The sequence below is a fragment of the Pseudomonas sp. BNK-44-b genome, from assembly GCF_047456245.1.
GTDB classification, from domain to species: Bacteria; Pseudomonadota; Gammaproteobacteria; order Pseudomonadales; family Pseudomonadaceae; genus Aquipseudomonas; species Aquipseudomonas machongensis.
The window spans coordinates 1,577,307-1,590,900 of the sequence record NZ_CP179908.1 but is presented as its reverse complement, the minus strand read 5'-3'; the positions used below and the strand labels follow the sequence as shown (position 1 = coordinate 1,590,900).

General features: G+C 61.3%; 3 protein-coding genes. All 3 read right to left on the bottom strand.

Annotated features, from left to right (window positions below; translation table 11 throughout):
• Window positions 1-37: 37 nt before the first annotated feature.
• The 3 genes from ACMGGG_RS07385 to ACMGGG_RS07375 all read right to left on the bottom strand — a co-directional run bounded on the left by ACMGGG_RS07385 (window position 38) and on the right by ACMGGG_RS07375 (window position 13,581).
• On the bottom strand, window positions 38-5,188 hold the full coding sequence (locus tag ACMGGG_RS07385; RefSeq protein ID WP_414155140.1) for a SpvB/TcaC N-terminal domain-containing protein: 5,151 nt from the start codon (window positions 5,186-5,188) through the stop codon (window positions 38-40).
• A gap of 217 nt (window positions 5,189-5,405) precedes the next feature.
• Entirely contained in the window at window positions 5,406-9,008 is a 3,603-nt protein-coding gene (locus ACMGGG_RS07380) for a hypothetical protein (protein WP_414155139.1), read from the bottom strand.
• On the bottom strand, window positions 8,998-13,581 hold the full coding sequence (locus tag ACMGGG_RS07375; protein WP_414160016.1) for a neuraminidase-like domain-containing protein: 4,584 nt from the start codon (window positions 13,579-13,581) through the stop codon (window positions 8,998-9,000). The genes ACMGGG_RS07380 and ACMGGG_RS07375 overlap by 11 nt, the downstream gene beginning before the upstream one ends.
• Window positions 13,582-13,594: the final 13 nt, after the last annotated feature.

The following is a 13,594-nucleotide window of genomic DNA, read 5'->3' as shown; positions in this document are numbered from 1 at the left end:
GTTGCTCGAGTCACATCGACGGCCCGGGGCCAGCGGCTCAATGCAAGGTACTGCGTGCCTTGAGCCGCGCCCGCTCGATGACCTCCTGCCAGGTATCGTTTTCGTCCTCCGAAACCGTGAACCAGGGGTATACCTGCACGCGCTGCTCGTAGTTCGCCCACTCGCCGTCGACATCCTCGCCATTGGCGCGCACGATCCTGCATTCGCGGCCCAACGCATCGTAGAAATGCGTGTCGGCATAGATCCCTTCACGCGCACTGTCGTCGCTGACCCAGCGCCAGTCGTCGAGGTAGAACGGCAACCACTTTCGAACCGCCTGCCCCTTGTTGTCGAACTCGGTCTTGCCGGTAACCGCCCAGCGCACCTCGGTGTGGGCCAACACGGCGTGCCCGTCCTGATCCTGGGCAAGCCCTCCTTCCTCGGTGCGCACGAACGCCTCGCCGCCCGGATTGAGGATGGCGACCTGCAACAACTGCGAGCCGCCTGTCAGCGACACCTGCACGCGCACCTGTTGCTCGGGGTCGTTGTCATAACGGTCGGGCTGGATCTGGATCACATGGGGTGGCGTACGTCCGGCCATGAACAGGTCGCCAGAGACCTCAATGCCATCCCGACGCAAACGCTGCACATCCCGCTGCCAGGCCAATGCACCGCAACGGCGGGTGCCCGCCACACGACCATCGGCCTGCAGCGCCAATGGCATCCAGCTGTCGACCACGTTGGTGAATGCCATGGCCACCGGCACCCCCTTGCTCTCGTTCAGAGCCACGGCTTGCTCGACCGTGCGAGGGGGCGTGAAGGCAGCATCGGGGGAGAAGCCGCTCATGACAGCTTCATCGCTGCCCGCCGGGGTTTCGGTGCCATAGAAGCGGGTATGCATCACCCGTCCCAATGCATCGAGGCTGCTGGTGTGGGTGTTGTCATTGGCGTCCTTGATCTGCGCTGGCTGCATGAAGCGCCAGTCATACACCTCGACAGTGGAGGTCAGACCGGCAGCATCGGTCACCCGGCACACGGCAATGTCATGGGCGGTGTACTGCAGTTGGCGGGGCCCAATAACCGTACTTTCCTGGACGGTGTCGGGCGTCCAGAAATGCTCGGCGCCGCGATACCCTGAAATGCCGTGATGGCCGCAGTACGCCTCTTCGACTGGCGGCGCCCACGGGATCGACGGCGCGCCTGCGCCGGAGGGATCGTGCGGCTCGGCCAGCTCTTCGGCGTCCTCCGCTCGGCTCATGGCGACATAGCCGCCACGCTTGAGCAGCTCGGGCAGAGATTCGGCCTGCACCCGGGTGTCCAGCAAGTGCTGGACGTCTTCCAACCATGCCTGGAGCTGAAGAGGCTGGGATGAATCAGTGCCACGCCTGGCAAGGTTGGCCAGCACGACTCGCCAGAACACGCTGTCAGCAGCGGTCACGGCCAGTCCGTCCGCCACTGCGGCATGCAGTTGCTGCAGATCCGCGCTGCCTTGCGCCTGTTCGGCGAACCATGCAACCACCGCTGGCAGAGCCGCATCGGCCACACGGCTCTGCTTGCGCAACGCCGCCTGCAAGCCCTCCGGCAACGCCGCAGCGTCGGCCTGGTACAGCCGCTCGCGCAAGGCATCCACCGAGATCACTGTCTTGAGCGCCGCGCGCAGAAGCCCGAGCGCCTGCGCGTCATGGGGCGAGCACTGCAGATAAGCCATCAGCAGCGGGTACGAGGTCGCAACCGCCGTCACTTCCGGCAAGCGCTCGCGCACCCGGCGCAACACTGCCGGGTCGGCATTCGGGTTGGCCAGCGCCTGCTCCACCAGATTGCCCAAGGTCTGCTCGAAGGTCGGACGCAGGACGTCCAGTGAAGCCTTGTCGAGCATCGCCGTGCGGGTATAGGCCAGCAGTGCCTGACGCGAAGGGACCTTCGCGGCGCCTGTACCATCGGCTTGTCGCCAGACCGCCTTCTCGTAGCCGACCAGCGTCGTCCTCTGCGGATCGGCCACCAGCAGCTCCTCCACTGCCAGGTTCTCCACGCTGAAACCGTCTTTGGGCACGTCGCTGGCCGTCAGCTTGATCACATCCCGACGCGTGCCATCGGCCAGACCGATGACAAAGTCATCGCCACGAAGCAGGTTGTGCACGCGAGCGCGGGTCAGGTTGATCCAACAGTCGTACTGCTGCTCATCGCAACTTGCCTCGATCAAGCCCGCCGGCAAGCTGTCGGGATAGATCTGACGCTCCCCCTCCTCCTTGACCAGGTCCGCCTCGCTCAACTGACGCGGATAGTTGACGGCTGCACTTTGCAGCACGTTGCCATACAGGTCCTGCGCGAGAACAAGCGTCTGGGCGACCACCGGGTCCTCCGGTACCCGCTCGCAACTGAATGCCAGATGCTGGATCGGCGTCACCAGCGCACTCGGTCGCTGTGGATCGGCACTGGCCATGGCCCGGATCTGCAGACGCGAGCGCTCGAGCCTGTAGGGGTTTCCTGCACGCGGATGGCCATCTTCTCCATACACCTCGATGCGCATGACCTGGCCACGGACCGCGCGGTACAGCCAGGCGCGCAGCGCACCCGTCACCTCGAGCGCCTCCTCTGCGTCGTCGCGCCACTGGGTGAAACGTGGTGGAGCCTGAGGGAATCGGGCATCCATGTCGACAAAAGCACCGTCAGCCGCCGCATCGAGCGCCTCCACCCCGGTATAGAACCAGGTGCAGGTACGCGAGGGCGGCGACAGATGGGCCGCCATCGACCGGGCCACTTCATGGGTGTCGGTCTGGATCAGGCGCCTGAACCCGGCAAATTCACGCTCGCGGCTATCCCACACGCCGCCGAGATAGGTGGTCTCGCGGCCCATGCACACGCCGGTGATTTCATTGAGCGTCGTGACCCGGCTCACGGTATGGACCGGGAACGGCAAGTAGCTGACCGGGGTCTGGCCGCCGGCCAGCTGTTCGGCCTTTTCATCGAGCCAGGCCTGGGCCGAGCTGCGGTACTGTAACTCGGTGCGGTTGCCGATGTTGTCGACGATGGTCGACAGCAACCACGGCCGGTGATCGTTGAAGCGGTACAGCCAACTGCGGCGTGTTTTCTCAGGGCCATGATCCGGCGCCGTCACCAGCAAGTCGGCAGTACCCTGACCACGGATGTCGGCCACCTGCAGCTGGGTTTCACTGTCCAGCGTCACCCCCGGCGGCATCTCGATCGCAGGCCCCTCGACGAAACGGTTGCCGCACTGGCTGATGAACACACGGATACGGGCAGGTTCCAGGTAAAGGATATCGGTGGTGCCTGTACCGTCGGTATCGGCGAGAAACACCCGCGAGGCGTTGAAATCGTCCACCTTGAAACCCGGGATACTGATGGCGTCGTCGAACCGGCCATAGCCCAGGGACGGCCAGAGCGTCACGCCGTCGCCAGTGATGCGCAGCAGGTGCGACTGACCACTGCCGGCAGGATCGGCGAAGGCGACCAGTTGACGGTCGGCCTTATCCAGTAAGGGTAGCGCTTCGAGCCCTGCGTACTGTGCGGTAACCGCAGCCAGCCAGCCGTCGGCGCCTGCGCTCGGGTATAGTCGCACGCTCCGTGGACCGAGGGCGTGCAACATGACCACATCGGAGCGGCCATCGCCGGTGAGATCAGTCATCTGCGCAGCCGGATGACCATACTCGCTGGGCAAGCTCAACAGGGGTTTCCACGCCCCCCAGATACCGTCGGGCGCCAGCGTGAAACTGCCACGCATTCCCTCCTCGGTGATCAACCACTCGGGGCGTCCGTCGCCATCCAGGTCGGTCAGGCTGCCAGTGCTATCGGCCGGACGCTTGGGCAAGGGCCACGGCGCCCCCCAGGTGATCGCATCCTGCTCCGCGCCTGGGGTCTTGCCCGGCCGCATCGGCGGCCGGTAATGCCAGGCGTCCTGATCTCGGTACAACAGGCCTGGCACGCCTTCGCCCAGCAAGTCGGCCATCTGCCATGCAGGGGCCCAGAATCCGTCGAGCGCTGGCACCGCTTCCCAACCGGGCGTAGCCCTGCCCGGCCGGGTCAGCTCGAACTCCATCGGCGGCAAGCGACAGTCGGATACGCTCGACAGTTGTTGCGCCGACACCAGAATGCTGCTGGCCGGGCTACTGTCGTACTGCAGGTGTAGCCGTGCCACCAGCTCTGGCGTGTCGTCGGCCTCGCCGTTCATGCGTGCGGTGCGGTGCCAGAGCAGCACATCGCGGCACAGCCGGCGGATGCGCACGTTGAACCCATAGCGCCAGAACGAATGGCAGTCGTCACGCACCGGCCAGTCCTGCTCCGGCGCAAGCCCAGGCACGCGCTCGGGATCGGCGCCGCGCTCGCCATAGTCGAATTGGGTGAAGGTGAGAAAGTCCGTCTCGTCGAAGCCGTCTTGTGGAATCAGCAGCGCCTGCGAAGGCGTGGCGTTCATGGCGTAGACAGCATCGGCATAGAGGTTGACGACGTGTGGGTGGGCCTTGAGCTCCTGGTCGCTGCAGCCCTTTTCGTCTTCGGCGCGATAACGGTACACCAGATGCTCGCCACGGGCCGAAACCCGCTCTTCCAGGTACCAGCCCGCCACACGTTCAGGGGCTGCGGGATCGTGCAGACGAGCAGAGGCCGACCAGCCGAACAACGAAAGGCTGCCATCGGGCTGCCAGTGCAGCCAGAAACCAGGGTCAGCCACAGCGCCTTTGACCACCCAGTGCTCAAGACGCTGCGAGGGCGCACCGCTGCGCAGGCACCAAGGGGTAACGCTGTAGCGCTCACCGTCAGAGGTCTCGGCGAACGGCAAGCCTGTGCGGTCATGGGGTGCACCCGCCTTGAGGACTTCCTCCCCGGACGGACCGACCATTCGGTCGTTGCCGTCGTATTTAGGGAAACCGAAGCGGGTCATGCAGAAAATCGCCGGCAAATCGCAATCCCAGCCGGCGCCAAAGGCGCTGTTGCCGCCGCCGGAGGAGTAGTGCAATGCCAGTGCCGCCGACAGCGCACGACCCGCCGGCGATGGCAGGGGCATTTGCCAACCAGCCGCACCATCCGGGCCACCCGCCGAAAGCATGCCGCCACCGACCGAGACCGTGCCACCGCCCTTGGGGAGGGCTGGGGGGGTGTAGAAGAAGGCGTCTCCCTCTCCCGTCGCGGGAGCGGGGGCCTGGCCCGAAGCAGCAGTCTGCTTTTCGTGTGAATACCCATCCAATGAGTCGGGCATGAACCCCTCCTGTGACCCGTTCCAATCTACCTGTGTATGACGCGCAGCATTGATCCGCGCAGTCACTTCAGATCACCCGACCGCTCTTGATCAAACGGCGAGCTGTTTGGCAATACATACAAAGCATCTCGTAACGAGGGTTACGGTACGGCTCCGAACGCTCGTCATTTATCAAAAGACCAGGAGGGCTTTTGCAAAGCCCTCTTCAAACGCACCGCTAGCCCGGCCAGCCATAGGGAATGGAAACCGGGCACGGGAAGTCGTCTCCGTCAACTCTCAGTATCGAGACCGTCCTCGAAAGAGGGCCCAGGTTCCACACCAGACCGTAATAGCCTCTCAACTCCCTAGGTTTATTGAATGGTGGATCTGGCACGAACCCTGGATCTGGCTTGTTACTCGACAAGGATAATAAATAAACCTTATCCGCAATTGGACTACCCTGAACGGGGACCGCGACAAGTACCATATCCGAGTCGGAGCTCGACAATCTAAGGAGTAACTCGTTAGCACCGGTGCTGGACAGCATCATATTCGGCACGAGCGTTATCGACGTATCGAAGCCGTCGACATGAACTGTCAAGTTGAAATAACCACTGGCCTCGCGACCTCGCGTATTCCAACGCACCCCCGCCTGTGGAAGTATTACTTTTGAGCCGAACGCGGGTACTGACCCCATGTCGTCTTCTTTCAGCGTCTGCGAATTGAATTCCATCCAGGCCGAGAGGCGGGCAGCCACTAACGGGCTTCCCGGCTTGGCCTTCAATGTGAATGCCAGATACTCCTCGCGGTAGAATACCGCGGGATCAGGCGGAAAATGGGATGTATGGATCACCTCTGCTTCATCTGCCAAGTTGCTGGATAACAGTACACATGTCGGCAGTTCCCGAACGGTCGAAAAACCCGCGACATGAAAAACCAAGGCGAATTGTCCACTGAGGTCGGCCCCCGTCACCTCCCACTCCAGCCCATCGGAAGACATCACTCTTGGCGCACCAAAATCGGGAGAGGCCGATACATCCCCTTCCTTCACACTGCCTGCGCAGAGTGTCATCCATACCTCTTGCTTCAGGTCTGCCAGAGGGCTACCAGGCTTCGGCACGAGCGCAACGGTCTGGCCCACCGAACGCCGAAACACCAACAGATCGTCGACAACGCGCCCTTCTACCTTCACCTCCACTTCATCGCTCAGGTCTTGCGACAAAGCAATGCCCGAGGTCACCTTCAGTGGTGCTGGAAACGCGGCTGTATGAAGGGTCAACCCGAATGTGCCAGAAACGTTGGCGGTCAACTTCCAGCTCAGGCCTGCAATGGATATCGGTCGTCTGTCGTTGTAAGTCGGAAGCGTAATCAACTGCGCCTGGGGCAAACTTCCGTCGACGTACTCGATCCATGCTTCGCTCAGGAATTCTCGCTCTAGCGGACTGCCCATTTTCGGCGCGATACTCAACGTGTGCTCTGCTCTGGATTGAATAACCAGCGGCTCGACCAGAGGCCCCCCATCTATCACCACGTCGAACTCATCCTCCATGCGCAGCGACAGCAGCAAGCAATTGCCCGTCACCAGGGGCTTCGAGAAACCCGCCACATGAATGGCCAACCCGAACACACCACTTGCCTGTTTGCCCAGCATCTCCCATTGCAGCTCACCGTCCGTGAACCCCTGCTCGGCCTCGTAGTCCGGATAGGCCTCCATCTGCTCCGGCGCCAGGTCATCTTCCACAAACGTCAGCTTGGCCTTCAAACCGCTTTCAGCCAACGGGCTCCCGGTTTTTGGCTTGACCCCGACGTAGGACGGCACCATGCGCCGGAATATCCAGGTCGATTCGTCAGTGCCACGCTCATCGTCATAGATCAGCTCGGCTTCGTCCGCCAAAGCCCGGGACATCAGCAAGCAAGTGTCGACGACCATCGGTTTGTCAAAGCCCTGCACGTGAACCTGCACGCCAAAGGTGCCACTCACCTGCGCACCGGTCAGTGTCCAGCTCAACCCGTCTTCCAATATCGCCCGCCGTTCACCGTAATTGGGCGCGGCAACGACACTGGTCGGTTTCAGGCTGCCGTCGGTGAAGGTCAGCCAGGCTTCTGATTTCATCTTCGCCAGCGGGCTGCCGGGCTTCAGGTTGATCTTCAGCGTCTGCGCCTCCTCCCGCCAGAACAGCGCCAGGTTTGCCGGCACAGCGTCTGCAAGGGTCAGCTCGATCTCGTCCTCGAGGTTGGGCGATAGACGCAGGCCTTTGAGGGACAGGGGCAAAGTCAGCGTCGGCGTGATGACTTCGAGCGTGAAATGATCCCGCTCTACACCAGGCATGATGGTCCAACTGACACCAGCAGCCGTCATTTCCTGCGGCTCGCTCGGGCTGAAGGTGATGTCCAGCTGTGGTGTGCCGCCTGGCCAACCCAAGGCGACCTGATCGCCTATGAAAAAGTTGTCCGCAGACTTGGGCTTCAAGGTCAACGTATGCTCGCCGACACTGCCCAGCACCAGATTGACGTCATCGAAATCAGTGATTTGCCTGTCGTCGAACAACACATCGAACTGGGCCGACCACGGTGAGCGGGAGTACACAGGGATAGCTTGCAGCTTGTCGCTTTCTGCGCCGAGGCCATCAGTGCACCGGGCGCTGAGCTCTGCGGTGTAGAAGTCGACACCCTCCTCTTGCTCAGGGATGAATTCAAGTGTCGACTTGCCCTGCTCATCCGTCGGGACAGTCTTGTAGAGCACATCGTCGAGGTACCAATCCACATGTTGACCAACGATCGTTCGCGCTGATGCGACAAGGTTGCCCAGCGTTGCGGTCAACCGGGTGCGGCTACCCCACTCCAGCACCGGCACCACGCCATCCCAGGCCACCTCACTCACTTCATAGCGAAAATCCCCCAACTGCGCCTGGAGCTCATGCTTTTCGGCCCGCCAGTAACTACCCAGGCCCAGCGGTAGCGCGTCGGACAACACCTCCTTGGCCGCACTCGCATCCAAGCTCCAGGTACTGGTGCCGGCCTCCGGTTGCGGATAGCGGCTTTCCTCGTCACTGTCGTCGATATTCAGCGACGGATTCGTTGTCAGCCCGTACGCCGTGGGTGGCGTATCGGCATTCCCCGGCCACAGCACGCTCAGCTTCTGCCCCTGCCAGGCATCGCTGACCTGCAGGCTGTACGTGGCGCCATGGCACAGTTTGAACGGTGGCTGGGTTTGCGGAGCCAGCGATGACTGATCAGGTCCAGGCGACAGCAACACCTTCCCTTCGAAGGGTGCCAGGTGCACTTCGGAAATGATGTTGCGCAGGCTGAGTTCCGTCGCCCTCGTGCCGGCGGGGGTTTCGAACGCCACACGAATTCTCGATATACCCGCAGGTATATCGATGGGCTTGGGCGTCAACGTATGCCAGGTAGGTTCGGCTTCGGGCCTGGGATCTTGTTCGTCGGCCTGCTCGGTGGTCTCCGGGTTCTTGAGCGCTTGCTCATGAATAATCTGGCCTTGCGAAGCGCCCGAGAGTGCGTAGACCCTGAGCCAGCAACTGTCGGTGAAGTACAGGACGTTGTACTGGCAGCCCAAGGCATATCCCTGTGCAACCCCCTCGAGCAAACTGAAGTCCTGGTAGAGCCGACCCTTCTGGAAAAGCGAAAGGTACGTGCCGTCCCTGGCATCGTTTTCACGAAGCTCATAGCTGTCTTTCTCTTCGTAGCTCCACACACCTTCGAGGCCAGCGCTTTCCATTGGCCTCTGGATGAAAGGATCCTGAAGAAAGTCATGCCCTTTGGTAAGGCTTTGCGCACGCGTCGAAATCGACCGGATACCCTGCTCCTCATCACTATTGCTCATGATCTTTCGCCCATTGGACGGCACGTGCAAAATTCCCGGCCGCGGCTTCCGGCAACAACGCCTCGACTTGTTGCTCGAACAGTGCACCGCCATACCGTGCGAGGTAGCGCACCTCCATGACGATATCGCTCAGCCCTTGGAGCAGTTCGGTTTGCCGTGCAACTCGCGGGAACTTCAGGTTCCAGTCGGAGACGGCGCCAGTGCCTTCGAACGGCAAGTAACGGTCATCGCTCTCGGGGGGCGTGACCAACCCGATGTCCTGCGTGGCTGACGACAGGCAGACCTGTTGGCTGGGTCGCAAACTTCGCATGACGTAGCGCCCATCCCCTTCACCCTGGTCCAGTTGCGGCGACAGGTACTTCACCCCTTCGATATCGGCCTTGATCAACAACCGGCTCTGCGTCTGGGTCAGGGTGGCGCGGATGTTCTGGTAAGGCCCCAGCAAGGCAGGCAGCGACAGCGCCACACTGTGCAGGCGCCGCAGGTAATGCCCGGGGTAATCCTGGTTGAACAGCGTTTCGCCAAGGCTGAAATCCAGTTCGCCGTTCTCGGCCAGCGCCTCGAGCAGCGCCGGCCAGTCACCAAGCGCAGCCCCATTCTTGTCGAAGACCAGGCCCTCTTCGATCAGTGCACGCAGCGACACGGTCTTGCGCAGTTCCAGATGACGTTCGTTGCGCAACAAAGCTTCGGCCTCCAGGCGATGCAGGTCCAGCCGCAGTTCGCCTGCGGCATTGAGGCCATGCCGATCGGCCTGCCAGACCGAGGTACGGACGATGCGTTTGTCATAGTTACCCGTCTCGTACTGCCAGCAGGCTTCGGCACTGTTGCACAAGCCCACCGCGACATCGAACAACGTCGCATGCCAGGCGGTCACCTGCGAACGCAGCCAGCGATAGAGCGGTACGTTGGTCGATTTGCTCTGGTAGAAGGCGTACATCTGCTGGGCCTGCTCCAACACCTTGCGGCTGTGATCGAGCGAGTTCCTCGCGGCCTGGGTTGCGCAGGCCTGGGCCTTGCCCTGCTCGGCGATCACATCGATGTCCTTGCGTGCCAAGGTTGCCTGCAGCTCCCAATCCTGTCGGCGACGCTTGTAGACCGACGTCTCGCGCATGATGTCACCGGAGATCTGCAACGCACTCCCTGCCATGAACGAAAGCTGAGCACCGCTCATGATAGGGGCGGTCACATCTCCCGTGTCCTGCGCCATGCCGAAGATTTTGGGCGCCATCTGTGTCGCGTAGTAGGCGCTCATCGCGCTGGTACCAAAGGCATTGATTGACCCGCCTGAGTTATGGACAACCATTGTCTCGATTTCCAGAGCAGAGATGTCCTCTTCGACCAGCTTGGTGTAGTGGGCTTGCCGAGCCTCGGCACAGAGCGCCTGCTTGAGCAATACCCCTTCCTGCTGTTGCTGCTGCTCGAGCAACTGTTCCTGGATGGCAATGGTGTATCCGGCGATCTCGGCGGCGTGTTGGTATTGCAATGCTTCAAGCCCGGTGCGCTCCTCCTGCTCCATGAAGACACGCAATTGCTCGGCGAACTGGGTCAGAGTCGCCACCACCTCATGAGCCTTGGCGATCAGGGTACGGAAACGATACGGCGGCACCACCGTGCGCTGGCCCATCAGGTGCGACAGGTTGGTACCGCCCCCCATGCGTGCCATCAGCAAATCGAACGGGTTCGCAGGTGGTGCATACAGTGGCAGCACCATGGGGCGTCCATCGAGGGTCAGGAAGTGCCGCAAGTTGTAGAAGCGCTCCGCCAGCAATTGCCAGATGTCCAGCAACTGCTGATTGACGGGCAAACGGAAAGCCGGATGTGCCGCCACCCCAGCCCAGAAGAAGGTGGACAGCTGCTTGGGCAGATTGGCGGGGACGATGTCCTGGCCACTAGCGGCCAACGGCATGTCGGCCGGCCCGACAGCGAGCACGTCGCGAACCGTTTTGGGTTGCCAGGTATTGATCGCCCGCGCATCCGGCACCTCTCCCATGAGGTCCGCGGCCATGCGGTACAACAGCCAGGCGTGGGCCAGGCCGTCACGGGTCTGGTAGCGATAGTGCTGGTCGGCTTCGCCGATCAGCATGTTCACGTACTGCACGAACACCGCCTTGCGATAATGGGACGGCGCGCGCAGCGCGATGACATGAGGCTCGATCAATTCGTGTTCGAGCCCTGCCGCCTCGGTGTCGTCCTGAAGCAACCAGGCGCAGTTCCAGTAGTCAGGGCCCGGGCTCGCCCTGGGCGGCTGCTTCTGGTACGGGTTGAAAATCAGCCCCAGCCAGCGCCGGGCATCAGCGAAGCGCGCCTCCTCCTGAAGACGTGATGCGATCAGGTGAGGGACATGGAAGAACAGCTCACGCAAGTAGCTGCCATAGGCATCGAACATGTGCAGCAACGGGTCCGCCGCACTGGGATGCCAACCCTGATACACCGTGCCGGCCAGCTCCTTGCGGTATGCCGGCTCCTGCCGGTGCTGCGCATCCCAGGCGAACACAGCCTCGGGCGAGGCTTCGGCGCGATTGATCAGATCGGTAACATGCTGGGAGTTCAGCCGCACGGCCAAGGGGGCGTTCTTGCCACCAATGGCATCGAAGACGAGGAAGTCGCTACCGTCGGACTGTTGGTGAATATACGGAATCGTTGTATCGGCCAGACTCGAGATGGCGCCCCAGGTCACCGTGAAGGTGGCGGTTGCTTCACCCGCGGCGGTAACTTCGAAGGTTGCCGAGCCCGTCGCAGCAACGTTCTCCAGACGGCTCCAGGGGCTGACGGCATGCTTATTGAGAACCCAGAGCCCCGACCAACAGGTTGTCGATTCTTCGCCTTGCTTATGTACGAGTTTCACTTCCGGCAAACGGACGTTCTCGCTGACAAGAACGGCTCGGTTGTCCATCACCTCCAGCGCCACGTCCGCCATGTCGTCGACAATGACCGTGAAACCCATGCCTTCGCGGATGTACTCCTTGGTAAATGGACGCGAAAACTCCGGCAAATCGACCGGTACCTCAGCATTGAAAAGGGTGGCGAAAAAGCTGCTGGAAAAGTCGGACCGTTTCAATGCAGCCACGGTTTTTCCATGATGCTGGAGTGTAACGGACTCGAAGTTCGGAGCCCCAACCGTAACGACAGTGTAAGAAAGATGAGTTTTACCTTGTGATTCATAGGCGTGTAGTTGGAAATGCACGAGAACGCCGTTGTAAACAAAAGCAAAGCGGTCAATCGACAAGATCACGACCTGAGTAACCGTGCGCAACTCGCTGGAGCGCGCACGTACGCGTAGCGAACGCCCCGACAGGCCCTGCTCGAACTCAGCATCGAGTGCAATGTAAGGATTGCCACTCCCCTTGATGCTTTTCACCTCAGCATCAACCGCTGCAATACGCTGCGAAAAGGGCAAGCGGCCCGCGCTGCCTGTGAATCGCCGAGACAGGGCTTCGCTGGCGTCAGCGTCGATAGCGCGCTCGGTCCGACGTTTCAAGACATCCCGTTGAAGGACGAACTTCTCCGCCCAGGCTTCATCGTTCGAGGTCTGGTGAACAGAAACGAACAGTTGATCGTCATCGCCGTTCACGCGCCCCGCCGCAACCGCCATCACTCTGAATTGCTCCACCTCAGACGGTATCTGCGACGGGGTGTCAGGGCCGGTAACTTCGACGTCGTACTGCCACAGTTGCTCCGGCGTAGTCCACTGGTTATCGAGACCAAGATGAATGATATCCAGGGTCAGTGCATACGAACGTTTGTCGGTTGCCTCACCCTTTTCACCGAGGACCTTTGTCGGTGCGGTGAAGTACCACCAGACCACATGCAACCGACCACCGAACAACACCGGGCACATCTGCAACACTGTCGTGCCCGGCGGAATGCTCACCGGTTTCCATTCCGTCCACGCATCGGGCTGGATATACGTGGAGGCCTCGTCCAGACGGACCTGGACCTTGCGCCAGTAATAAGCGCAAGGCGTCGCATTGTCCTTGCCCAGCAAGTAGTAATCAGCGTTGGCGTAGGCATACCCCGGGAACCGCCCCTCATCGCGGTGCCCATCGCGATAGTCGATGTAGCCGGCCTGGACCCGGATGTTGTTCAGGAACTCATAACGTTTCAGGTAGTTCAGCAGCGCCTTCTGGACACCCGCATCATCGATCCGACCCTGCGCCAGGTCGTTCTCCAGGTTCTTGAACAGCTCCGTCTTGTCCAGGCGCAAGTCAGCACGGATATAGTTTTCCGGGTAGTCTTCCATCATCTGGTAGGCCGCCCATAACGAGTAGGTCGACATGGCCTGCTGCCAGAAAAGGGTCAACTCGGGGGCGAAATCCTTGCCGTAGCCCTGTTCGATATTGTTGAGGATCGCATTGACGTAGGTCTGGACACACGCGATTGCCTCGGCCAACGCGGACGTGGTGACCTCGGCGCTGACCTGGGTGTCGGTCATCAGGTAACGGTCAAGGTGATCGGCCGTCATCATGCCCAGGCTACCGGCTTGCAGCTTGTCCGGCAGTACGTGGTGAATGGCATAAGCACTCAGCGCGTCGCGCCATTGTTCCGCGAGTCGGTGGCTCAATTCAGTCTTCATGTGGGCCTCGCTG

Bases quoted from the DNA above. Each gene is read 5' to 3' on its own strand.
- ACMGGG_RS07385 (WP_414155140.1), bottom strand. From the start codon at position 5,188: ATGCCCGACTCATTGGATGGGTATTCACACGAAAAGCAGACTGCTGCT.
- ACMGGG_RS07380 (WP_414155139.1), bottom strand. From the start codon at position 9,008: ATGAGCAATAGTGATGAGGAGCAGGGTATCCGGTCGATTTCGACGCGT.
- ACMGGG_RS07375 (WP_414160016.1), bottom strand. From the start codon at position 13,581: ATGAAGACTGAATTGAGCCACCGACTCGCGGAACAATGGCGCGACGCG.